Genomic DNA, 24,085 nt, shown 5'->3' on the forward strand with positions numbered 1-24,085 from the left:
GCCTTTGATGTTTGCTCGCAGATTTTGATGGATCATTTCTCCGGGAAAAAATCTTTGGTTTTTGCTAATCACCAGTGACCTATTACCATTTCTTAACTGTTTCACATAAAGATCGAGTGGATAATCTTCCGACAAAGTTAATAATAATTTCATTTTGACACCTACTTTTGCACACAAGGTATTTTCATTATATGAGTCCTCAATGAGTGAACCTTTATTTTATGAAATAAGTAGGATTTTTAGAGAAAAAATACCCCATATAGCTACCATCTCAGAAAAGACGTGGCGCCTATTTATAAGAAGGCAGAATAGTTACCAAGCTTTAAGATATAACTCAAGAAACTTTATCTAATCGCTTCGAATCTATTTAAGATTTTCAAGTACATGCAATTGTTATAAACTAATGACATCAAAAACCGGATGAATAAATCTTAATGGTACAAACGAAACGTTTTATTGTGCTTGATAGCTTCAGAGGACTGTGTGCACTATCTGTAGCCCTCTTTCATTTGCATGTCCCCAGCACCATCACCGAGCTTAATTTTTTTAGAAACGCTCATTTATTTGTAGAGTTTTTTTTTGTTTTAAGCGGGTTTGTCTTATTTCATACCTATAAGAATGTCTTAAACAATTATCATGATTTTAATCCATTCATCATCAAACGAATATTTCGTCTTTATCCACTACATTTTTTTATGCTTGTTTTATTCATTCTTTTTGAATGTGGTAAATGGTACGCTGAAATGAAAGGATTTAATTTTAACGGTCATGCGTTTTCAGGAAGGAATTCATTAAAAGAAATCATCCCCAATCTTTTATTATTGCAATCCTGGTTTAATCAAGCGGATCCCTTATCATTTAATGGTCCGTCATGGAGTATTAGTGCAGAGCTGTATGTTTATATGCTTTTTGCTGTAATACTCATATCAAGCCGTAAATTTAGCATTTCTGTTTTTGCCCTTATTTCTGGATTTTCATTTTTTTCTTTAGGAATGAATTTAGATATTCTTAATAATAATATTTTACGGGTTTGTTCTTGTTTTTTTGCCGGTACCCTCGCATATTATATTTACCAAAGAATCTTAAGTTATCCTTTATCAAAACAAATCCTGACGCTACTTGAAGGATTAGGTTTGCTCATGATGTTCGTTATTTTAAATTGGAATATCAATCATCAAGAAATCATTGCTAGCATTTGGTTTTGTATGGTGATCATTGTCTATTCTCTAGAGGGTGGTTTTTTCTCTTCCTTATTAAAACATTCTTTTTTTATGAGATTAGGAAAATTATCTTATTCCATTTATATGATTCATTTTGCAGTGATTTTTCTTTTGATAAGTGCATCTATAGTTGTCTCCGCATTAAGTCACCATAATTTCGCCCCCATGTTAAAAGAACCTCAGACTGGTGAATTTATTCGCTACCTCACTACCTATTCGTTGTTGGGAAATAATCTATTAGTACTTGCTATCTTAGCGCTTATTGTTAGTCTGGCGCATTTGTCCTGGAAATTTATTGAAAAACCCGGAATAGCGTGGGGAGAACGCTTTTTACTTAGATATAAAAAGGATGTCTTACATGCAAGAGCATCAGTAACAGATCCCACTTCTTAGCAAGAAAATATACAAGAAGCGCCTTCCAAACCGTTTATATAAATTGTACTGGATCGCTAAATCAAGGACTTAATCCAGATTTTAAAAAAAATCTATTCTTTATGCACTAATGTGAAAAAGTCCTCCCAACTAGTCTCATAGCTTGGGGAAAAGGGAGTAATATTCGTATAGGAAAACGACTTCTCTATGGCATTCATCCATTTTTCAGGAACGTTTCGTGGAGCAAATAATGCACCAGGATAACTAGAAATTACTTCTTTCGCATAATCCTCATCAATAGCAACTAATGGCTTTCCAAACATGGCAGCCTCCACCAAGGGCAAACCAAAACTTTCAATGTAACTAGGAAAAACTACCGTAGTGCATGATTTATAATAAATAAGGACTTGCTCATAGCTTAATGGACCTAAAAAATGAACATTTTCTTGCAAATTTAAACTTTGAATCAATTCAGTTAGCTTTTTATCTTCCGCTGCGGTAATTGTTAAATAAAGCCCAATTGAGATTGCTGCATCTTTTTTCTTAAACTCATTTAAAGCATAAATGAGCTCTTCATGATTTTTAAAAGGCGCACTGGTTGCGGGATAAAACAAGGTATACTGGTAAGGTAATGCTAATGGAGTAATCTTATTGATGTCTTTTCGCAAAATATCGGGCTTAATCACATAGACATTTTCTTCTTTTTGTTTGAAACGAGCACATAAAGCGTGTTTCATCCATTGAGTTTGCACAACGAACTTTGTTTTTTTATCTACGTGCAAAAAAATAAATAAAGGATAGATATACTTATAAAGAGCAAGCCGCCTCTCACGACGTTTGAGAAAAGACCATTTTTGCGCATGCAAAGGCAGGCCTTGATGTAAATAAATAATTTTAGGAATATCCTTATGATAAGCTAAGGAAGTATTTTGCAGAGATACTATACTTTTAGCTTCTATGCCTTGCTTTCTTAACCATCGCCTGAGTCCCCAACTGTCCCAAAAAAGCCTTTTTGTGATCGTAGTTATTTCCTTTTTAATCAAAAAAATATTCTCATTTTCCACAGTAAAATTTAGAGAAGGATGAATAAAAAAATAATAAATTTCATCATCATGAACATGAGATAAAAACTGACGTAAAATCGATAACGCACCACCTGAATTAAGTGCTGTAGCATTAACAACAGTAACCTTTTTAAGCACTATATTATTTTTCCTCAGTTTCATAATGAAAAATCATGCTCTAGCAGGAAAGGATCTCTTGGACCAATACTTCATAACCCAGTTGTAACATGGGTCAATTAATTTTAATAATAATAAAACAAAAAGACATTCTAATAAATTAATGAAGCCTAAATAGGGAATATTTAATCCTGAAACACACCAATAGCCCAATATTAATCCTAGTTGTGAAAGTACCAATTTATTTTCCAACATAAAAAAACTTATCCGCTCTATAGAGCACAATAAAAAACAAACACCAAACATACCCAAAAAAACTAAAAGGCTGGAATGAGCGTAATTTAATATACCCACTAAACCTGGCAGTGATGAAAACATAGTTTTTGGAGTAGCGTTAACATATTTATTAAGTTTTAATACATAACGTGTATAACATCCCACATCGCCTACAGAAGGCTTTTCTAGGACACTGTTTTTAAAGAAAGTCCAACTTGATTGTGGATAAGCAGTGGTCGCCATAACAGCTTCCAACCCCACCCAGCGTCCTACAAAGAGTTTTTTCAATTGATTAGAAAATCTCTTTTCTGTAACCCTCTCCTCTAGTTGAGAGGTAGTTATCTCGGCGATTTCCTTAGAATTTTCTGTATCTGCTGTATAGTATTGTGCCCGAATAATACTCACTAAAATTAAAGACAGCACTGCAAAAGTTAAATAAGTAAAAATGACCCTTCGATTTTCCCATAAAGATAATCTTCTCAAAGAAAAGCCAGAACTAGAAAACAGAATTAATAGATAAGGCAAAGTCCAGAAAATATAAATTGCCCGGCTTAAGACAGATAAGGTAGTGATAAACGCCATGAAGCAAACCCAATAAAATCGCTTCTTTTTTTGTTCTGGATCGCGCTCCCATCCTAAAAATGTAGCCATACATAAAGGAACAACAATTACCATACTCCAAATCATTAACGCATTTAAATGAAATGGCAATACAAGCTGGGGTCTTAATCCTGTCACTGAAATATGGTAAATGGAATTGATGATATTCATTGCTATGCCTAGCAAAACGAGAAAATACCAGAGGAAGTTACTGTGCTTGAGATACCATTGAGGGATATTGAATTCATCTTTTCTTTGCAGGCTCTTTTTCATACCTAAGAAAGACAATAAATTAGCCAACAAAACTCCAAACGCAGCTAAACTCGATGTCAACAATACCTGATCCCATGCCTCGGGGTTTGCAAATGCAGCGGTCCAATATCCCGTCGGTTCAACAAAAAATACTCCTAAAATAAGATGGGCCATTAGTTTTACCCAAAATCCCAGGAATAACATGATCTGGATGTAACAAATGACATACATTTGTGAACAACAAAATGCAGAAAAAAGAACTGCTAACCAAATGATGTCAAAAGTAAAATAATAAAGAGAAGATCCTTGATAAGAATTTAATCCCAGCATGGATAAAAGAAAAAGAAATAAAACTAAAGCAAGCCCATATTTAAAGTTAAGTATCTTCACAGTCATTTATTTACCTTCGGTAATTTCTTTAGATAAAGTCTTTTTGTAAAATAATTTAAAATAATTCGATACATGTCTTGTTTAAAAAATTGGCTTGGATCAAGTTTTATCGTAATCCCCAAGTAACGCATTGCTGTTTTATAACGGCCTGACTCTAAATGAGTTCTAGCTGCAAATAAATAAGACCGACTTAATATTTTGTCTTTTAAAACGATTAATTTTTTATCAGTAGTCATTGTTAATTCATTTTTCATCACTGTTATGAATTCATCAGCCGTTTCAGGGCTCACTTTATTAGCAGATAAAGCCTGAGAGTGTACTCGAGAATAACCCAGTATTTTAGGTATGTACTTAAACTTACCTAGTTTTGCTAAACGTAATTGATATGCATAATCAGGCATCAAACGGTATTTACTATCCCAGCCGCCGATTTGATTGAATGCTGTTTTTAAAAAAAATGAGCCTACCCCAATTCTACATTTTGCATGAAAAATAAAATCATAATAATCATATTCTGGTGCTGTATATTTACGAATGACTTCAGATTGGCTATTCATCACAAAATTATCTGGATAAGTTAAGATAATATCTGGGTTTTCCAGAAAAGTGCTTACTGCAGTACTTACTGCATCTTTGGTTAAGCGATCATCTGCACTTAAATAACCAATAATCTCTCCGCGACTTAAATGCCATCCTTTATTCAGCGTTGCAGCTTGTCCCATGTTCGCATGCGAATCATAATAAAATTGATCTTTATATTTTTGCAAAAATTCAGCTGTGTTATCTGTTGAACCATCATTTAAAACAATCAATTCAATATTCGGATAATCCTGCGACAAAACACTCTCTATTGCTTCCTCCAAATAAGGCATAGCATTGTAAGCAGGAATGACAATAGAAACTAAAGGTTGTGGGTTCTCCAACATCATCTTCCTTTTATATAATCTTTAATACAAATATGAATTACTGGATTGAAAACCATCATCATGTAAATTATCCAGATTATAAACACTATTTATATAGTATGAACAGACCAAACAGTTAACTGAGTTCATGTCGTCGTTGGCTTGAAAGAAAATAATACAGATGGTTTGCTGGCCAATTACATTCGAAATGCCTACGATTAAATACTGTAGCTGAGGTATAATAAGTATATTTATCAGAGCTAAAATTATATCGATATAATTTTTGAACCATCTCCATAGCGTGTTCAGAAATGTCAGAATACTTGCCATAAGGCCAAGCAAAATACGCACACTCATTTTGTAACATATCTTCTATTTTTCTCTTACACTCTGTAATTTGATGTTCCAAAAACATTGAATCACTGCTTAGTAAGCGCTCGTGATCTGAACCATGAGCACCAATAATAAAGCCTCTATGATGTAGTTCTCGTATCATGTCCACATTCATTGGTCGTCTAAATGCAAGATGTGGCGCCTTATCCTTAAGAAATTTACGAATATATTCTTCATCCCCATAAGTAAAATTAGGATTAATAAAAAAAGCAGCGTTGACATTAAACTCTTCCAAAACAGGAGCAATCTCATGATAACAATCATCAAACCCATCATCAAAAGTAAATGCTACAGCAGGACGGGAGAGTTGGGTTTTTGCTATGATTAACTCACATGCTTTTTCTACATTTACAAAGTCAACATGATTCGATAAACCTCGTAATAATTGGCGAAATTTGTACTCGCCCCGCTTTCTTTGATCACCAATAATATGGCCATTTAAAATGTGTACGCAAGGAGAAATTTTTTTGAAATTTCCCAAGATAGAAAGGTAGCTATGTCGCAGAAACGGTCTAAAAGGTATCATAATCTAAATAGGTAAAATTAAGTGTTCCTAAATCAGCATCAGCGCTGAAATTAATATAACAATAAGCCAGACTCGTTTTAGAGAACCCAAGCTTTCCCATATTAATATTCGTTAATTTATTGGGTGAGCAATACGTTTTAATCCTCATAATCCCCATTAACGCGCAAATAAATTTCAATCTACGCAATGCCTTTCTTGCATCAGAAGATTTTCCATAATTATATAGAGCCCCAATGCCCATGTTATCATTTTCAACTTTTAAAACCAAAAAAACCTCTTTATATTGTAGAAGAATACAATTATGACCAAGTTTATAATTAAAAAAATCATGATCATGTATGACTCCCTCTGCATTTTTTTGAAAAGAAAGGAGTTTTTCAGGCAAGACGTCATGCGCTGTAAACCATTTTTTTAATAAACTTAATAAAATATTGCTATGCCAAGCTGCTTGTTTCTTTTTTTTCAGCAAACGCGCATAGGGCAAAGTAGGTACAAACAAATTCACAGAAAGCATATCATAAGCATGCGTCCAACCTAATTTTCTCACTAAACCAGGATAAGAATTTTTATTAGGGAAACCATATACAAACTGGATACCTAAGTTTTTTCCAAGCTCATAGGTCAATTGAGCAAGTGCTACGAATAAACCTTTATTTCGATGATCCGGATGGGTCATAGTATCACCGGATTGAGCAGCCATAACAACAGTTTCATTGAGCTTGACTCGAAGCGGTAAAATTCCATAGTAGGCTGCGGCTTCATTGGTTTCATTATGATAAGCAATATAGCCCACGTAAGAGGCTCCAAAACAATCAGTTGTGTATTTCTTTTTAAATTGATCAACATTTACATCAACACCATAGACCACTTTTATCAAGCGTATCAAATCCGCAAAGTTTGATTCATTTAATCTACAGTATCGATAAGTGTCCATATTTAGGTTCTAAACTATATAAGATAAAAAAAGATAAGAATATGAAAAACTAATAAACAACTTAAAATCCATCTGCAATTTCTAGTGGCGCGTAGAATAACACCTGTCCCTTCAAATTGTCTACTTATGAATACCTTCCTTGCGCTGTAGTCAGTTCAAAGGAAATAATCTTTTCTCGCATCAGGCAAAGGGAGATGCAAGAACACAAAGAGCACTGCCCTTGACTTAAGAAGCTTGTCATTATCGCAAAAACAATAGTCCATTTTTCCTTAAGTGAGTGACAACCCGTTTCTTAAGTCAATGCCAATGCAACTATGGAGTGATTGCTAATTTATAGTTTTTATTTTCTTGCTTAAAGTAAAAAAACGCAATAATGCCCATGAGTAACCAATAAACAAAATACGTTAATGCAAAGGCATAGGTCACCCCTGGTAATCCATATGTTCTCGCAAGCACATGACTAAGACTTACAAAAATGATACTCAAAATAACCTCGGTAAAAACATATGTTTTCGTCCATGCTTTAGCTAAGAGCAAATAAGTAAATAGCCAACTTGCTATGCGAAAAAAATCGCCCAAAAGTTGATAAGAAAACAATTCCGTTGCTGGGGCGAATGTTTTGCTATAAAGAAGGTTAATGATAAGACCCCGAAAAAGATAAATAACTATTAAAATAAATCCAATAAGCGGCATAAAAATTCGATGAGTGTCCCTGATTTCTTGTTTTAATGTTTGGGGTGTTTTTAACTCTGATAAACGCGGTAAATAATACGTGGTTAATGCTGCAGTGACAAACAATAAATAAGCATCTGATAAACGTACAACAGCCTGCCAATAACCAACACTCTCCCATCCAAACAAGGTACTTAGGTCATTACGAACAACGATTTGTGCAAGAGGGACAGTTAATGTACTGACACTACTCATAAATGAATAACGCAACAAATTAATTAAATATTTTTTTTTGATTTTCAATGAAAATAAGAGGTAAAACCAATCTTTGCGGCAAACAAATAATAATGAAATAACAATAGCCAAAGACTGTGCGATTACAAAAGAACATAAAATACTTTTTAACGGATATAAAACAGCAACACTGCCCATGATTACAAGGCTCAACAAACTGGAAATAATCGTGATACAAACAAGCAAGCGAATTTGTTGAAACCCATTTAAAATGGAGCACAATAATAAATGCAGAGCAATAAATAATTGAACAAATGCCGTCCAGCGCATCAAATATGCATATTGAATCGAACCTAAAATCCATTCCGCCAATTGTTGACTGTAAATAAAACCTAGAAACGTCGTAATAATAGAAAATACTAAGGTATAAAGGGCCGCTGTCGGTAAAAAACTCTGAAGCTCTCCTGTCTGGGCATATTCTGCAACATATTTAATAACCCCTAAAGCAATCCCGCCTCCAGCAATCGTGGCGAAAATATTGGCCAATGACATAAACTGACCAAGAATAGCTACCCCCTCAGGTCCAGTGTACAAGGCAATTATTTTTAGGCTCAATAGGCCAGTTAAAATTTTAACGAGTGTTGATACTCCGGAAAAAAAAGAGGTTTGTAATAATTTACTGTAAATTTTCATTAAAATTACAACTTTTTAAACATTGAATAAAAAAACAATCTGCTGGATTAAAGTTAGTTCAGATCTGATTATTCTTTTATTTAATTAAGGCGGATTGCTCATTTTAGAGAATTATAAGAAGCAAATGTAGTTCTTACCACAATATTTTTAACTTAATGAAAAATAAGCATGCAGCGATACCCCCTCAAATTAAATGAGACTCTAAAAAAATTCTATTTCATGTGACGCAACTCTGCTTCTGATTTTAGTTTGCATGACCTGGAAAATATGCTAGTTTTACCGCCATTAAGAATTACAATCATGTAATTCATATAGCGCATCATCTTTAGGATTTAGGAAGGAAGTAACCAAACTACGTCTATAAATGCTTTTGAGGAGATAAGAATGTCTAATCCGAGTTTCATTGATACAAAGCGTATTCTCGCTTTGGATGGGATTCGTGGTATTGCATTTCTTATGGTGTTTGGAGCTCATATAGGTATTTTGAGCTCAGGCTTTTTTGGTGTGGATCTCTTTTTTGTTTTAAGCGGCTTTCTCATTACCTCTCTTCTGTTACAAGAACAAAAACGTTATGCATCAATCAATCTCTATAAGTTTTATCTGCGACGCGCGTTACGCCTACTCCCAGCTCTTTTTGGAGTGTTACTTGGTGTTTTACTTTATACGGGAATTATGCTTCCGTTTTCGAAGTTTTTATCAGCATTATCTGATGCTTGGCGTATCATGCTTTATATTTGGAATTGGACTTTATCGGCAGATTGGTCAGTAACTAAAAATTGGAGCTACATCGTTGAACACCATCAACATATGTATAATCATTTATGGTCCTTATCTGTTGAAGAACAATTCTACATTGTCTGGCCTTGTTTATTACTAATCCTATTGAAACTACCGCGCAAAGTAGTTTTATTTTTTTTATTGATCGGAATAGTAGCACCAGCCCTAGCACGTTTTATCTGTTGGCATGAAGGCTCCTCACTTTGGATTTACTTTCGCACTGACATGCGCCTCGATAATCTCTTCTATGGGGTATTTGTTGCATGGCTTGTAAATTGGGGCATTGTCCCCAAAGGCAAAAGTCGGGTTCTTTTATCATGGGCGGGAATGATTGCTTTCATTGGATTGATAGGGTTAGGAATACCGGATTTTCTAACTCACGGTGAAGTCTATCAGGGATTATTCAGTCTTGCGGCCTTATTTTCAGCACTATTAATCGCATCAGCAGTATATTGTCCACTGGCACCACTTAAATATTTACTTGAACTTAGATTATTATGCTGGATAGGAAAAATCTCTTATGGATTATACCTTTGGCATTATCCTGTAGTTGAAATCCTTACAGGGCAAAATTTCTCTAGCCCTTTTTTGAGAGATCTCGCAATTACTGTCACCACTTTTACAATTTCAGCAATTTCTTATTACAAATTAGAGCTTCCATTTTTGAAACTAAAAGAAAAAATTGCCCATGTAAATCCCTCCTCTTTTTACACTGGAGACTTATACATATCTCCTGCACCACATCAATCACAATAAAATTCGCTATTTCACCCAAGAATTCACTAAGAAGGGTGAGGGATTAGGGAAGACGAAGCAATTGACCGCTACCGTCACGTTTGTAACGAGTTCTATTGAAAAATTGACTCTTTTTACATTATAGTTGCAACCAAATTTTCTCTTATTGTTTTTAATTGAACAAGGATTCAACCATCATCCGCTCTCTTCCATCAAAGCAGCTGATTCTTGAGGAAAGTACATTGGGCTATCGACCAGATATAGATAGCTTACGCGCCATCGCCATTTTGCTTGTATTAATTTTTCATGCTTTTCCGGAACGTTTGCCTGGTGGATTTATTGGTGTGGATGTATTTTTTGTTATTTCAGGCTTTCTTATTAGCTCGATTATTTTTAAAAATTTACAGAATAATCAATTTAACTATCTCCATTTTTATGCGCGACGAATCAAGCGTATTTTTCCTGCTCTAATAGTCACGCTTATTGGATGCTACATCATCGGTTGGTGTCTCTTATTTGCAAATGAATATAAACAACTTGGAAAACATATTGCCTCTGGCGCATTTTTTATTTCTAATTTTACCTTGTGGAACGAAGCAGGCTATTTTGATCACAGTGCGGTAACCAAACCATTATTACATTTATGGTCACTTGCTATTGAAGAGCAATTTTATATTTTCTGGCCTTTATTAATCAGTTTTCTCTGGAAACGAAAATATAACCTTTTTATTTTAATGGCCTTGATTGTTTTATCGTTTATAACGAATCTTATTTATATTAAAACAAATTCAATCGCCAGTTTTTATTCACCTTTGTCTCGGTTTTGGGAACTCCTTATTGGTGGGATTCTTGCTTATTTTAAGTTACATCAATCTAATTATTTTGCAAAACATGCCAACTTACAATCTATTTTAGGCTTAATATTTATCGTGATAAGCGTTCTACTACTTAATCAAGAAAAATCTTTTCCTGGCTTTTGGGCCCTATTGCCTACTATGGGAGCATTTTTGATCATTTCTGGGGGACCAAAAGCTTGGATTAATCGAACTATATTGAAAAATAAGATTTTAATATGGATTGGTTTGATTAGTTTTCCTATTTATTTAATTCATTGGCCTCTTTTATCATTTGCGCGAATAATGACTGGAAACAGCTTAAAATGGGAGATCCGTCTTTTTATTTGCTTTATAAGTGTTTTAAGTGCATGGTCTATTTATTGTTTTATCGAAAAACCCATTCGTTATAATTTATATAAAAAACCAATAACCCTTTCTCTTGCCCTATTAATTATTCTGTCAGGTAGTTTAGGATTTATCACCTATAAATACGAGGGTTTTCATTTTCGCTTTCCTTTGCTGATGAATGAGATTAATAACTATGCTGATTATGATTATCGCACTGTTTATAGAGAAGGTAGTTGTTTTTTAAAACCAAATCAAAATTATCATGCCTTTAAAACAAAGAGTTGCACCATTGGTAATTCAACATATAAATCTGTTTTTTTGTGGGGTGACTCTCATGCTGCTCATCTCTATCCAGGGTTAGAAGAACAGTTAAAAATGACCAGAAGCATTACTCAATTAACTGCTTCTGCTTGCCCACCAATTTTAGGAATGGATAAATCCGATCGCCCGCACTGCAAAAAAATTAACGACTTTGTATTTCAACGGATAAAAGAAGAAAAACCAAATGAAGTCATTTTAGCCGCACGATGGATCGCTTATGATTGGCAAAAAGTAGCGTTTACGATTAAGCAATTACAGCGTGTAGGAATAACAAAAATTACTCTTATAGGTCCAGTCCCAAGCTGGATAGATACTTTACCTACACTATTATTAAATAATATTAGAAAAAACAGACTCAGAACCATACCTGAACGCTTAGCGCTGGAAGTGGATTTACACACCCAAGAACTTGATAAAAAACTTTCCCTTTTGGCAAAAACACAACATATTAATTATATTTCTCCTATTAATATTCTATGTAACCAAAAGGGGTGTTTGACAACAGCGATTGCTGGCAAAAAAAAGGAGTTAATAACCTGGGATGAAGCGCACTTAACATCGACAGGCTCGAGAATGCTCGTTGCCCATTTCCCTGCTCCAAACAATTAATTCTTTAACATTTGTTATGAAGTCGACGCCAGCATATTTATAATGTGGTTTGAGAAAATAAGCTGTTCTTCCAAATTAGATGCTTGATGATATTCACCAAGCACTGTGAGTTTGGGTAGAAAAAGATCCACTAATAAATTTCTGGTAATCATATCTTCTGCCAAAAGTGGGTGTCGTTTCTCAATACATCCTTTTTGGGCTTGTTCTAATAATTCTGTAGCGTGTTCACTTAAGCCAACTACGGCGAAACAGTTACAGATATTAAGTGGCCATTCCTGCAGTAATTGCGGATCCTCAATTACGTTAAAGAAACTATTAAAAACAGACAGAAGAGGACGATGGCCTTTCCATTGATTTTGAATCACTTTTTGCTCAACTAATAAAACTCCTGGTTCACTTGCAAAATCAAGAACAATGCTTCCTCCATTGACCACAATTTTCCGAATCCTGCGTGATGCTCTGCGAGAAAGACAAACATTTATCGTTTTTATCCCCAAAACGGCCTCTACTACAGCGACAGAATGTTCTTCATTATAAGCAACAGAAGTGATTTTCAGGTTTTCATCAGGAAATAAAAAATAAAGTAATGACCAACAATGTTGAAAACTATCATGCATTAATGGTGTATAGATATCACCAATTTTCTTTTCGCTATGTCGTGATTCACAAAAGGGATCTTGCCAAATAAGATCTAGAGTAGAAACTTCAGTATTTTTTAAATAAATTGCAAAATCCTGTAAATAGCTCGCATACATAAACTCAAAATTAACGCCAACAGCAACTTTATTGAGCTTACTTAGAGTAACCAATTCTTGTGCTTCACTCACACTAAAACTGAATGGCTTTTCGGATAAAACAGGAATTCCTAAGCTTATGGCCTGCTGAATGTATTTAGAATGCGTGCTTGATAAAGTTGCAACAATTACTGCCTGGGGGCGTAAATCCCAAGCTTGATTTTCTTCAGAAGTAAGCAATACATTTTTAATGTTTTGTCTTTTCAACCAATTAACATTAGCTGCATAACTATTTTTGGTGACCCAAATAACCGTAAGATCAGGATAGTTTTCAAGCAATACGGAGAGCAAGACTCGTGACCATCGCCCTCCGCCAAAAAGACACACCAAATTTATCAATGCAATTACTCAATAATTTTAAACTCTGGCATAGGAAGAATAAATTTAGAACGTAGACCGCGGGCGCGCAATTGTTCCATGATCGGCTCAGCATAATGCCAGGCTAAAAGAACCACATAGTCTGGTTGCTCATCAATCAAACGCTGATTGTTAACAATGGGAATGTGAGTTCCTGGTAAATACTTATTTAACTTCAATGAAGTTGGCTGTTCGCCCAAGTAAGGCAACAAATCAGGTCCTATTCCAGCAAAATTTAATAAAGTACTGCACCGACCTGGGCAAGAATTTCCCACAATACTTAAATTTTTTTGATTACACTGCACAATAAACTCAAGTAATTGATTTTTCAGGTTAATCGATTTCTGACCAAATTGTCGATAATAATCAGGATTTGATAACCCTATTCGTTCTTCTTTAGCCAGTAGCTCATTTACAGATGCCTTTGGAGTATGGTTTTTTCCTTTCGCAACATAAACACGAATATTTCCGCCATATCGCGACACCTCTTTAGCATCAATCACAGTAAAATTATAATAACTGAATAAAGTAATTAATGAGCGCAGGGAATAAGTACGTAAATGCTCATGATAGATAGTATCAAATTGTAGCCGCTCCATCACTGGAATTAAATAATGGTTTTCAAGAACAAAAAAACCATCATCAGCAACTAGAGTCTCAAGGCCTTCTATTACATCACCTAACGACGCCATATGAGCAAACACATTTGTAGCGGTAACTAATTTTGCCCGCCCTATCGTTTTAACGATTTGTTGTGCAATTTCTTGATTAAAAGAAGCGTGAATCGTTTCAATTCCTTCTTGATTTGCTATGTGAGCAATATTGGTTGGCTCAATCCCCATAACACGCATTTGTTGTGCCTTAAATGCAGACAACAATGTGCCATCATTTGAACCTATATCACACACTAAATCATCAGGGCAAAGATTTAAATCATGGGCCAACTCCATGGCCATTTGTTGTTGATAGGCCACTAATTCTCGAGTTACACCCGTTCGATAGGGATAATCCTGATGATATACCACCTCCCCTTGCACCACATAATTCAATTGAGAAAGGGTACAATCTTTGCACCACATCTGGCATAAAGGATAAAAAGTCTCAGGTCCCTTGAGCTGTTCAACAGTGAGCAAACTATCACAAAGAGGTTGATTGCGTAAATCAAGTACTTGCTCTAAGTTTTCTGAACCACAAATTTGGCAGTACTGTAAAAATCCTGGTGAAAGGTTATGATTTGGCCTGCTTTTTGTTCCTGATCGTGAGTACATAAGCCCATTTGATAGTAAAATTGCGATGTGATACGATACTTTAAATTTTTTTCAAAAACAAGATTCCCAAACTCTATGCATTATGGACAAGATCAATACTAGTATTATCAAGCATGATCAAAAAGATAGGCCCCTCATTTCTGTAGTGATCCCTGTATTTAATGAAGAAGGCAATATAGATCGAGCTTATGAAGCAGTGAAACACGTTTTTGAAAATCAATTATCGAATAAGTATGACTTTGAAATCATTTTTACCGATAACCATAGTGTGGATAATACCTATCAAGAATTGCAAACACTTGCAATGCGTGATTCCCGCGTACGAATCGCAAGATTTACTCGAAATTTTGGGTTCAACAAATCGTTGTTAACGGGTTATCGTTTAGCACAAGGTCATGCAGCTATTCAATTAGATTGTGATTTACAGGATTCTCCCGTTCTATTCGAGACACTTTTATCTTACTGGGAAATGGGACATGATGTCGTAGTAGGCAAACGAAACAAACGCGAAGAAAACTATTTGTTACAAAGCGCCCGCAAAATATTCTATAGATTGCTAAAACGTATTTCCGAGGACAATCTCACCATTGATGGTGGCGATTTTCGCTTAGTGGACCGCTCAATTCTTGATAAACTGCAAACACTCCATGACGCAACACCCTATGTTCGAGGATTGATTTCCATGTTGGCAACCAAACAGATAACATTCCCTTATGATCGCCAAGCCCGACAACATGGGAAAAGCAAATTTCCATTCTTTCGTTTGTTTGGATTAGCCATGGACGGTATTATTAGCCATTCGATTGTACCTTTACGCCTTGCGTCACTTATTGGTCTATTTGTTGCTAGTACAACTTTTTTATTAGCACTGTTTTATATGTTTGGTAAGTTTCTGAATGGAAATTGGCCTTCAGGTTTTACAACACAGGTAGTATTAATTCTATTTTCTACGGCATTGAATGCTATCTTTTTAGGTATTATAGGTGAATATTTAGGTAGGATATATAAACAGCTACGCTATCATCCCTTAACAATAATCGAAAGGTCAATCAATCTTCCAAACATTATTAATAAGAATTAAATATGCATAATAAAGAGAATACTACGCCTAAAGCACCTGCGGAGTTTGATTTATACAGCGAGTCATATTCGGAGCAAATAAATCAATCTTTGGCATTTTCTGGCCTTTCCCATGATTTTTTTACTCGAATCAAAGCAGATTGTTTAACTCATTTATTTCACAATAATAGTTTTTTAAAAAACCATCGTGAAATTAATGTATTAGACGTGGGGTGCGGACATGGCTTAATTCATCCTTATCTTTTAGCAAATAATAATAAGCTTAAATTATCTGGAGTCGATGTAGCCTCTTCCGTGATCGATATTGCCCTTACAACGAACCCCAATGTTGCTTATCAAACATATGATGGCATCACTTTACCCTATGCTGAAAACACTTTTGATGTTGCCTATGCAATTTGCGTCATGCATCATGTTCCCCCAAAACAGTGGAATGATTTTTTACAAGAAATGAAACGAGTAGTAAAAATCAATGGCTTGGTTGTTATATTCGAGCATAATCCGCTGAATCCTTTCACGCTCAAAGTAGTCAAAAACTGCCCTCTTGATAAAGATGCAGTATTAATACGCAGTAAGTTAATGAGAAAAATGATGCAACAAGCCGGACTAACGTTATTAAAGAATACTTATATTTTATTTACGCCTTTTGATAACCCTTTATTTCAAAAATTTGATCGTATGTTAGGATGGTTACCGCTTGGCGCACAATATTACACACTTTCTTCAAAATCATTATGAGCATCAACTTGTATAAAAGCGTATTTGTTCAAAAAATCATACGGATGGGAAGAGAAAAAAGTCAGATTAGAATCATTTCTAAAATTGATAATCAGCTAGGTCGATATATTTTAGTAGGCAGCATCAATACTCTTTTTAGTTGCTTCTTTTATTTAATTCTTAGCCAATTAGGTGTTTATTATATCTATGCGATATCGATCACTTGGTGTGTAGGTATGCTTTTTAGTTTTAAAGCTACAGGCAAATGGGTTTTCAAAAATAATGATAAAACACTATTAATTAAATTTATAGTCTTATATTGTGTCATTTACTTAATAAGCATTGGCCTACTAAAAATAGGCAATAGCTTTCTGAATAATAGTTCATTAAGCGGCATTATTACCATAATAATAACATCTGGCTTAAGCTTCTTAGGTAATAAACATTTAGTATTTATTACAAAGCAGCATAAAAAATAGAAGGGATGGTACATTCTATGAAAGCAGTAATTTTAGCAGGGGGTATGGGAACCCGAATAAGTGAAGAGACACTATTAAAACCCAAACCCATGATTGAAATTGGAGGAAAACCAATTTTATGGCATATTATGAAGATTTACTCTGCTCACAATATTAATGATTTTATTATCTGTTTAGGTTACAAGGGTTATCTAATCAAAGAATATTTCATTAATTACTTTTATCATACTTCTGATGTAACCATCGATATGAAAAGAAATACTACTGAAATCCATCAAAGTTACTCTGAGCCATGGCGAGTGACCTTAGTTGATACAGGTGAAAACTCTATGACAGGCGGACGTCTTAAACGAATAAGAGAACACCTAGGAGAAGAAGACTTCTGTTTTACTTATGGTGATGGGGTTGCAAACGTAAATATCACCCAATTAATTAAATTCCATAAATTACAAAATAGACTTGCTACAGTCACAGCAATTAAACCTCCCGCACGATTTGGCGCCATAAACATAGACGGAGAAAAAATTATTAATTTCCAAGAAAAACCTTATGGTGGTAATGGATGGGCAAATGGAGGATTTTTTGTATTATCTCCTCAAGTCATAGAATACATTCGCGATGATACAACTATTTGGGAACGCGAACCCATGGAGCGCTTAACCGAAGATAATCAACTGTCTGCATTCCAACATGAAGATTTTTGGTATGCAATGGACACCTTGCGAGACAAAAACTATTTGGAAGAATTATGGGCAAGCAAACAAGCTCCATGGAAAATCTGGTAATGGATTTATCTTTTTGGAAAAACAAAAAAGTCTTAATTACTGGGCATACTGGCTTTAAAGGAAGTTGGTTGGCTTTATGGTTACAACAATTGGGAGCAAAAGTAGTAGGCTTTTCTCTTGATGCCCCTACCTCCCCAAATTTATTTACCCTTGCTCATGTTTCCCAAAATATGGTCAGTCTTATAGGGGATATACGCGATTTTAATAGCCTTGAAACTGTGTTCACCGAACATCGACCTGAAATAGTCTTTCATATGGCAGCACAGTCCTTAGTACGCAGATCTTATGAAGATCCCAGAGAGACCTATGCAACCAATATTATGGGTACTGTAAATTTATTTGAAGCAATCAGAATTACAAAAACAACAAAAGCGGTGGTCAATGTGACCTCTGATAAATGTTATGAAAATAAAGAATCCCTGATTGGATACCGAGAGGAAGATGCTTTAGGTGGCTATGATCCTTATAGTAATAGCAAAGCTTGCGCAGAACTAATTACCTCAGCGTTCCGTAATTCCTACTATAAAAACACAGAATATCCTTGTGGCTTAGCATCGGCACGCGCTGGTAATGTTATTGGCGGCGGCGATTGGGCCAAAGATCGACTTATTCCTGATATAGTACGCAGCGTTTTGAACGAATCAGAACTCATTGTACGCTATCCACACGCCTTGCGCCCCTGGCAGCATGTTCTGGAACCACTTTACGGCTATTTGCAGCTAGCGCGACTTCTTTTTTTGTTACCTAATGATTATGCGCAAGCATGGAATTTTGGCCCGGAAGAACATGATATTAAATCGGTTGATTGGGTAATCCATAAAGTCAAACAATTATGGGATAGTAAACTGTGTATTCAATATGCCTCCTCACCAGAATTACATGAGACTTCTCTTTTAAAGTTGGACAGCTCAAAAGCAAAACGAAGCTTAAATTGGAAACCCGTTTGGAATTTAGAGAATACTTTGATAAAAACCGTTGCTTGGTATCGCGCTTATGAAAAAGGGGAGGATATGCGCAAAATGACACTGAGACAAATTGATGAGTATCATACTGATCTTCTATTGCCATCAAAACCCAATGAACTCCATCAGCAAGTACTCAGTTTAAATACAGAAATAGTGGGATAAACACTCAATGTCAAAAGCTACTTCATTGAGCATTAGGTTCTTTAATATAAAAAAGTTAAGATCCGTCATCTCTTGGCAAAAAATAGTACTCCCCATTCTTCTGTTATTAGTTGGTAATTTTTATACTTATTATTCGATTACTCATAAAAATTATCCATCCATATTTTACCAAAATGAGTTCGCGCCCGCAGTAATGTTCGCGTGTGGTTATGAATTTGCCAACCCTGTATCTATAAGCAGTTCTTTGCAATCCTTCTTAGACAATAAAACAAGCACTTTTGAATGTAAAAATCTTGCCCAAAAGCATTCAACTTCACTTAATTATTTCCAGAGCTTAGAACATTATATGATTTTAAGTGCAGGAGTTTTATGGAAAATATTTGGTGTCAATTGGAATCATTTAATTCCCTTGTTTTTGATTTTGTATAGTATTAGCTTGCTCGCTACCTATTTTATTTTTCGTCTTGGGATGAACCAATTTTTCTCCTTTTTTTTCGCACTATTTGTCGCTGTTTCTTTTTTGCAAATGTATTATGTGACCCAGCTAAGAGATTATTCCGTTGCTCCTTTTTTACTGTGCGCAGTCTGCATCCTGGGAAAATTGGTGGTCACACCTCCTAATAGAAAAAAACTACTTTTATTATCTGTTTTTTCTGGAATGTTGCTAGGGTTGGGACTGGGATTTAGAATAGACTTGCTAATAATATTGCCATTTTTTCTTATAACAGTACTCTTTTTTGTAAAAGTAGATAAAAATGCCATTCAAGATAAATTAACCGCAATAGTTATTTTTTTGATCAGTTTTTTTGTTGTTGGTTTCCCTGTTTTAAATGCCTTACATCATCATGGCGGTGGCGATCTTGCCCATATCATTATTCTTGGATTAGCAGATTCATTCACTCCAAGCTTAGGTTTAGGACAACCTGAAACTTATTCAGTGATTCCTGCTTATCGAGATTTAATTCCATTTACTGCTGTTAATAGTTTTTCCCAAAGAATTTACGGAGTTGTAGGATTAATTCCAACCGCCACAAAAAATTATAGTTATTACAGCACCCTATTTTTATTGAATTACTTATCAACATTCCCTGCGGATTTTTTGGTTCGAATTTATGCGAGTTTGCTTCAAGTTCCATTAATTTTTGCTCACGGATTTTGGTATAAAATGGTTAACTATATTCCGTTAAGAAATATAATTGCCATACTTCCATTTGTGGTGACAGCAACCATATCCTTTTTTCAATTGAGAAAAGCATTATTTCTATTATTTGCTTTGCTTTATTTGGGGACTTACCCTGTTTTACAGTTTGATCCTAGGCATTATTTTTATTTAGAATTTGTTGGTTTGTGGTTCATTGGCTTTTTGTGTCAACAATGCGTTTTTCTCATCCAAAACAAATCGAATAAAGTCCTTTTCGAAGAGATTAAATCCAGAATAGGGGCGCGATGGAAAGTAATTTCGGTAACCGTAATAATGAGTTTTGCGATTTTGAGTATTTCTATAATCTCATTACGTTTTTACCAAGAAGATCATTTAAATAAATTATTTAACAATTATTTAGTGGCGAAGACGCAAACGATTAACCCCATTTTAAATGAAGAAAATAAGCACTATATTATAGAACTACCTTTAAAAAACAATGATCGTCAATCCTCTTATTTAGATACTGTTTATCTTAAAATCACAAGCAAAGAAAAATGTCCATTAAATCAAATTTCATTAAAGCTACACTATATTGAAAGAGCGCCTGTTTTTGGAAATGCTGAAGAAACCCTAACTCTTCCTACTGAACATGCAATAACTTATTTTTTACCCATTTATAATTTCCACAATGGATCAGGCAAAGATATTCTTGATGAAGCATTTCTTCCTTCTTATTGGGTTGATTCTTTAGAATATTCCAGTACTGATGCTAGTTGCATCCAAGATATTGCTTACTTGAAAGACATCAACAATATCCCTCTTTTATTAACACTAAAACTGCAACCAGGATGGGAAAAAACGAAACTCTATCAGTATTTTCAAAGAATATAAATTGTATCGTTCAGAGGAATAATAGGTCAGGTGGGGATAGCAAAAATCAAGGATGTTTAGCCTAAAAAATAGGAAGTTAAGATTTGAGAGAAGGCTCCAAATGTACTTTTAGACTAGTCTGCAAGACGTAATAATAGACATGGTTCTGACAACGAAGTCAGAACCATAATCTGCTCGAGTTCCAAAATATTTTTTTCTCCAAATAACTGCTGGTCTTAAGCCTTGTTTCGCATGATTATTGGTTGGCTCTAAACTGGAAACTCTCACTTTTTCGAGTGCTTGTGTCAGATTATGTCTTAACTAATTCAGTTAAAGATTCAGTTAAAGATGTTCAGTTAAAGACTACAGTTCGTTGCTGTTGGTTCTGTTTCTGTTCGTTGTAATTGTTGGTCATTGGGATTTAACTCTTCTGTCTGATGTGCTGATGCGGTATTTAAAGACGTCATTGGCACTGGATTTAACGCAGAGCTCGTAGGAGCTCCCAAGCTTATATCCTTAACCAATGAACTCCCAGAAGATTTAGATATAGGGATATTTTTAATACCGTCAACATGCAGATTGCATTCTTCCCTGGATCAAGTGTACTTCTAAGGGCGTCGTCCAAAGCTTGGGGTAACCTTAGTGAATAGCCTAGAGCTATTCCATTTTTGACCATACTTCTCGATTGACATAATCCACATAGCTAGTCACAACTCGGACTATTTTTTTCGAGACACACCCTCCTTCATAATCCGAAACCAGGGCAAATATACGCGAATTTTTCTCGTGTTGGGAAGTGACAATGCGCACTGCGTTTAGAACACTAGAGGATTTAAGCCCACACATAATTAAAGTAGCTTCATCCATTCCCTCAGGTCGTTCATGCGTATTGCGTATAGTAACTGCCGGTAAATTTAAAAGGGAAGCTTCTTCCGTAATTGTGCCACTATCCGATAAAATACAATAAGCTTCCATTTGTAATTTAACATAATCTAGAAAACCAAAAGGTTTTAAAAAACGAATCCGCGAATCTAATTGAGTCACATTGAGCGCTTCCAAACGCTTTCTTGTTCTTGGATGCGTTGAAACAACAATAGGCATATCATATTCTTTTGCTAACGCACATAAGGTTTCCAGTAAATCATTTAGATTCGCCGGAATATCCACATTTTCTTCGCGATGATTGCTCACCAAGAAATACTGTTGTGGATTTAAATCAAGTTGTGATAAAACATTTGATGATAAAATTTTAGGCATAAAATGATTCAGTACTTCCTGCATGTGCGAACCAGTTTTAATAACTCGCTCTGCAGGGATCCCTTCCTGAATTAAATAGCGACGAGCATGCTCTGATAATACAAGATTAATATCACTCAAATGATCGAGTACTTTACGATTCAGCTCTTCAGGAACCCGTTGATCAAAGCATCGATTACCTGCCTCCATATGAAAGACGGGTATTTTGCGTCGCTTGGCAGGAATCACTGACAAACAAGAGTTTGTATCACCATACAGAAGAAGAGCATCAGGCTGCTCCTTTTCCAAAACTTCATCTGCTTTTTCAATAATCCGAGCAATAGCACGTGCAGCTGTGTCTCCTGCTGCATCAAGAAAATAATCCGGCTTACGAATTTCTAAATCATCAAAAAAAATCTGATTGAGTTCATAATCAAAATTCTGGCCAGTATGAACTAGAACATGTTGGGTATGCTTATCAAATTCAGCAATGACACGAGACATTTTGATTAATTCTGGTCTTGTTCCAACTATAGTCATTACTTTGAGCATTTAAGAATATCCTAAATTTAAAACGATAAGGAACGTCAATTTATCATAAAATAAATAGTAATAACAGAATTCCTCCTCCACGTACACGCCATTCAAGTAACATGGAAAAAAGATCAGCTGATCACCATAACTAAACGCCTATGCGCACAATAATTAAACATGCTGATTGAGCCTGCAACAGAAAAAAGTATAGGGATGAAAAAACTAAAATTAATTCCAGTAAACTCAATGATAAGCACAATTGCTGTGATTGGCATCTTTTGTGCCGCAGCAAGAAATGCTGCACCGCCTATTACCGCAAAAGCAGATACAGATATTCCAGGCCATATATAACTCCAAAGGATACCCAGAATAACCGCCATTAAAGCGCCATTTGCAAGAGAAGGAGTCAGTAATCCACCCGAAGCGCCCGCCTGTATACTGGTACAGACAATTAAAACTCTAAGTATAAATAAGGCTATAGCTACCCCTAGTCCTAACATATTTCCATCAAATCCTAACTGGGCGGCAGATCGGCCATTCCCCAATATTTCTGGAAAATAGATTGACAGGAGACCAATGAGAAAAAAATTCAATAAACAAAATACGATGATTTTCCAATCACGCGGAGCCTTACTTTGAGCTCTGATTGTCATTTCTTTAAACCAATATGCGGTAAAACCAAAAAGAGGCCCCGATATAATTGCCCAAAAAACCACTGAGGTATCAAGAACCAAAAAGGGTATATGATATAAGGACTGATTACCCAGACCAATCCAAGATATGACCACTGCTATAGCAGCCGTAGTAATTGCAGGAATCACTGCAAATAGATGAAAAGTACCAAGTAAAACCTCTAAAGTAAACATGGCTCCGCCAAAGGGAACATTATAGACCGCTGCAAGTCCTGCTCCAGCAGCACAGGCCACAAGTATTCGACTTTCCTTGGGATGTAGTTTCATTTTATTAGTGAGCCAGCATGCAAATACAGCAGCAAACTCTCGAGGGGCGACTTCACGTCCTAAAGGTGATCCTAAGGCAACTGTTATAATTTGAAGCAACACATGTGCCACAGTAGTTTTTATAGGCATATAAGGTCTAGGTGACTTAATTGCATTTGCAATACTCACTAAAGGCCTTCCATAACGGAAAACAGCCCACCAACCAAATCCTGCAATGAAACCACAAAGCAATAAAATAATAACTCTCATCGATGGAGTTGCCACACTTGCAACAAACAGAAAGCTCTCATTTCCAAGAATAGGAAATACAGTATGCTCATATGCCAAATGCTGCAAAAAATGCAGCAATATAGCCAAAAACATTCCACCCAAACCTGAGAAAACACCAATAGCTATTGTGGCAAAAAAAAGATGAGGCCATCGAGATGCTCTATATTGGGTCATGAACTACTCCTTTTAAT

Annotated in this window: 20 protein-coding genes; 9 read left to right on the top strand and 11 right to left on the bottom strand. The window is 35.4% G+C overall.

The genetic code is table 11. The features are described 5' to 3' along the window. Positions 1-434: 434 nt before the first annotated feature. Entirely contained in the window at positions 435-1,613 is a 1,179-nt protein-coding gene (locus Lsan_RS12570; RefSeq protein ID WP_058514579.1) for an acyltransferase family protein, read from the top strand. Between the two features lie 92 nt (positions 1,614-1,705). Here Lsan_RS12570 and Lsan_RS12575 read toward each other — a convergent pair whose 3' ends face one another. The 6 genes from Lsan_RS12575 to Lsan_RS12600 form a co-directional block, all read right to left on the bottom strand. Beyond that, positions 1,706-2,794: a glycosyltransferase gene (locus Lsan_RS12575; RefSeq protein WP_058514608.1), complete on the bottom strand. Its 1,089-nt coding sequence runs from the start codon at positions 2,792-2,794 to the stop codon at positions 1,706-1,708. Positions 2,795-2,827: 33 nt separating this feature from the next. Beyond that, positions 2,828-4,297, bottom strand: coding sequence for a hypothetical protein (locus Lsan_RS12580; protein ID WP_058514580.1), 1,470 nt, complete (start codon positions 4,295-4,297; stop codon positions 2,828-2,830). Beyond that, complete coding sequence (locus tag Lsan_RS12585; RefSeq protein ID WP_058514581.1) at positions 4,294-5,217, bottom strand: glycosyltransferase; 924 nt, start codon at positions 5,215-5,217, stop codon at positions 4,294-4,296. The genes Lsan_RS12580 and Lsan_RS12585 overlap by 4 nt, the downstream gene beginning before the upstream one ends. A 115-nt stretch (positions 5,218-5,332) precedes the next feature. Further along, positions 5,333-6,115, bottom strand: a complete 783-nt coding sequence (locus Lsan_RS12590) for a polysaccharide deacetylase family protein (protein ID WP_058514582.1) — start codon at positions 6,113-6,115, stop codon at positions 5,333-5,335. Next, positions 6,102-7,049, bottom strand: a complete 948-nt coding sequence (locus Lsan_RS12595; RefSeq protein WP_058514583.1) for a GNAT family N-acetyltransferase — start codon at positions 7,047-7,049, stop codon at positions 6,102-6,104. The genes Lsan_RS12590 and Lsan_RS12595 overlap by 14 nt, the downstream gene beginning before the upstream one ends. 312 nt (positions 7,050-7,361) lie before the next feature. Continuing rightward, complete coding sequence (locus Lsan_RS12600) at positions 7,362-8,648, bottom strand: O-antigen translocase (protein ID WP_058514584.1); 1,287 nt, start codon at positions 8,646-8,648, stop codon at positions 7,362-7,364. A 384-nt stretch (positions 8,649-9,032) separates the two neighbouring features. Here Lsan_RS12600 and Lsan_RS12605 point away from each other — a divergent pair, with 384 nt between their 5' ends. Together Lsan_RS12605 and Lsan_RS12610 are read left to right on the top strand one after the other, a co-directional pair. Further along, positions 9,033-10,181, top strand: coding sequence for an acyltransferase family protein (locus Lsan_RS12605; protein WP_058514585.1), 1,149 nt, complete (start codon positions 9,033-9,035; stop codon positions 10,179-10,181). A 221-nt stretch (positions 10,182-10,402) separates the two neighbouring features. After that, positions 10,403-12,274, top strand: coding sequence for an acyltransferase family protein (locus Lsan_RS12610; RefSeq protein WP_058514586.1), 1,872 nt, complete (start codon positions 10,403-10,405; stop codon positions 12,272-12,274). Between the two features lie 14 nt (positions 12,275-12,288). On the opposite strand, the gene Lsan_RS12615 is transcribed toward Lsan_RS12610, so the two are convergent. Both Lsan_RS12615 and Lsan_RS12620 read right to left on the bottom strand, forming a co-directional pair. Then, a complete protein-coding gene (locus tag Lsan_RS12615; RefSeq protein ID WP_058514587.1) occupies positions 12,289-13,407 on the bottom strand; it encodes a Gfo/Idh/MocA family oxidoreductase in 1,119 nt (372 codons plus the stop codon). 5 nt (positions 13,408-13,412) lie between these two features. Further along, positions 13,413-14,693 (bottom strand): class I SAM-dependent methyltransferase, encoded by a 1,281-nt coding sequence (locus Lsan_RS12620; protein WP_058514588.1) that lies wholly within the window; start codon positions 14,691-14,693, stop codon positions 13,413-13,415. An 82-nt stretch (positions 14,694-14,775) separates the two neighbouring features. On the opposite strand from Lsan_RS12620, the gene Lsan_RS12625 reads away from it, so the two are divergent. The 6 genes from Lsan_RS12625 to Lsan_RS12650 are packed head-to-tail and all read left to right on the top strand — an operon-like array spanning position 14,776 to position 20,916. Then, on the top strand, positions 14,776-15,774 hold the full coding sequence (locus tag Lsan_RS12625) for a glycosyltransferase family 2 protein (RefSeq protein ID WP_058514589.1): 999 nt from the start codon (positions 14,776-14,778) through the stop codon (positions 15,772-15,774). A gap of 2 nt (positions 15,775-15,776) precedes the next feature. Beyond that, entirely contained in the window at positions 15,777-16,511 is a 735-nt protein-coding gene (locus Lsan_RS12630) for a class I SAM-dependent methyltransferase (RefSeq protein ID WP_058514590.1), read from the top strand. A gap of 44 nt (positions 16,512-16,555) precedes the next feature. Then, positions 16,556-16,969 carry a GtrA family protein gene (locus Lsan_RS12635; RefSeq protein ID WP_237762126.1) on the top strand — a complete coding sequence of 138 codons (414 nt, stop codon included), beginning with the start codon at positions 16,556-16,558 and terminating at the stop codon, positions 16,967-16,969. A 17-nt stretch (positions 16,970-16,986) separates the two neighbouring features. Next, complete coding sequence (gene rfbF / locus Lsan_RS12640) at positions 16,987-17,754, top strand: glucose-1-phosphate cytidylyltransferase (protein ID WP_058514592.1); 768 nt, start codon at positions 16,987-16,989, stop codon at positions 17,752-17,754. Further along, a complete protein-coding gene (gene rfbG, locus Lsan_RS12645; RefSeq protein ID WP_237762125.1) occupies positions 17,718-18,881 on the top strand; it encodes a CDP-glucose 4,6-dehydratase in 1,164 nt (387 codons plus the stop codon). The genes rfbF and rfbG overlap by 37 nt, the downstream gene beginning before the upstream one ends. A 7-nt stretch (positions 18,882-18,888) precedes the next feature. Beyond that, positions 18,889-20,916 (top strand): hypothetical protein, encoded by a 2,028-nt coding sequence (locus tag Lsan_RS12650; protein ID WP_058514593.1) that lies wholly within the window; start codon positions 18,889-18,891, stop codon positions 20,914-20,916. Positions 20,917-21,251: 335 nt separating this feature from the next. On the opposite strand, the gene Lsan_RS22130 is transcribed toward Lsan_RS12650, so the two are convergent. The 3 genes from Lsan_RS22130 to Lsan_RS12660 form a co-directional block, all read right to left on the bottom strand. Then, entirely contained in the window at positions 21,252-21,401 is a 150-nt protein-coding gene (locus tag Lsan_RS22130; RefSeq protein ID WP_157068310.1) for a hypothetical protein, read from the bottom strand. Positions 21,402-21,552: 151 nt separating this feature from the next. Beyond that, positions 21,553-22,683, bottom strand: coding sequence for a non-hydrolyzing UDP-N-acetylglucosamine 2-epimerase (wecB, locus tag Lsan_RS12655; protein ID WP_058514594.1), 1,131 nt, complete (start codon positions 22,681-22,683; stop codon positions 21,553-21,555). A gap of 113 nt (positions 22,684-22,796) precedes the next feature. Beyond that, a complete protein-coding gene (locus Lsan_RS12660; RefSeq protein WP_058514595.1) occupies positions 22,797-24,068 on the bottom strand; it encodes a chloride channel protein in 1,272 nt (423 codons plus the stop codon). Positions 24,069-24,085 lie beyond the last annotated feature (17 nt).

The sequence above is a fragment of the Legionella santicrucis genome (assembly GCF_001468135.1).
GTDB classification, from domain to species: domain Bacteria; phylum Pseudomonadota; class Gammaproteobacteria; order Legionellales; family Legionellaceae; genus Legionella; species Legionella santicrucis.

What these genes read in the sequence shown, in the direction of transcription:
- Lsan_RS12570 (WP_058514579.1), top strand. Translation starts at nt 435, where the DNA reads ATGGTACAAACGAAACGTTTTATTGTGCTTGATAGCTTCAGAGGACTG.
- Lsan_RS12580 (WP_058514580.1), bottom strand. Translation starts at nt 4,297, where the DNA reads ATGACTGTGAAGATACTTAACTTTAAATATGGGCTTGCTTTAGTTTTA.
- Lsan_RS12585 (WP_058514581.1), bottom strand. Translation starts at nt 5,217, where the DNA reads ATGTTGGAGAACCCACAACCTTTAGTTTCTATTGTCATTCCTGCTTAC.
- Lsan_RS12590 (WP_058514582.1), bottom strand. Translation starts at nt 6,115, where the DNA reads ATGATACCTTTTAGACCGTTTCTGCGACATAGCTACCTTTCTATCTTG.
- Lsan_RS12595 (WP_058514583.1), bottom strand. Translation starts at nt 7,049, where the DNA reads ATGGACACTTATCGATACTGTAGATTAAATGAATCAAACTTTGCGGAT.
- Lsan_RS12600 (WP_058514584.1), bottom strand. Translation starts at nt 8,648, where the DNA reads ATGAAAATTTACAGTAAATTATTACAAACCTCTTTTTTTTCCGGAGTA.
- Lsan_RS12605 (WP_058514585.1), top strand. Translation starts at nt 9,033, where the DNA reads ATGTCTAATCCGAGTTTCATTGATACAAAGCGTATTCTCGCTTTGGAT.
- Lsan_RS12620 (WP_058514588.1), bottom strand. Translation starts at nt 14,693, where the DNA reads ATGTACTCACGATCAGGAACAAAAAGCAGGCCAAATCATAACCTTTCA.
- Lsan_RS12625 (WP_058514589.1), top strand. Translation starts at nt 14,776, where the DNA reads ATGGACAAGATCAATACTAGTATTATCAAGCATGATCAAAAAGATAGG.
- Lsan_RS12630 (WP_058514590.1), top strand. Translation starts at nt 15,777, where the DNA reads ATGCATAATAAAGAGAATACTACGCCTAAAGCACCTGCGGAGTTTGAT.
- Lsan_RS12635 (WP_237762126.1), top strand. Translation starts at nt 16,556, where the DNA reads ATGGGAAGAGAAAAAAGTCAGATTAGAATCATTTCTAAAATTGATAAT.
- rfbF (WP_058514592.1), top strand. Translation starts at nt 16,987, where the DNA reads ATGAAAGCAGTAATTTTAGCAGGGGGTATGGGAACCCGAATAAGTGAA.
- rfbG (WP_237762125.1), top strand. Translation starts at nt 17,718, where the DNA reads ATGGGCAAGCAAACAAGCTCCATGGAAAATCTGGTAATGGATTTATCT.
- Lsan_RS12650 (WP_058514593.1), top strand. Translation starts at nt 18,889, where the DNA reads ATGTCAAAAGCTACTTCATTGAGCATTAGGTTCTTTAATATAAAAAAG.
- wecB (WP_058514594.1), bottom strand. Translation starts at nt 22,683, where the DNA reads ATGCTCAAAGTAATGACTATAGTTGGAACAAGACCAGAATTAATCAAA.
- Lsan_RS12660 (WP_058514595.1), bottom strand. Translation starts at nt 24,068, where the DNA reads ATGACCCAATATAGAGCATCTCGATGGCCTCATCTTTTTTTTGCCACA.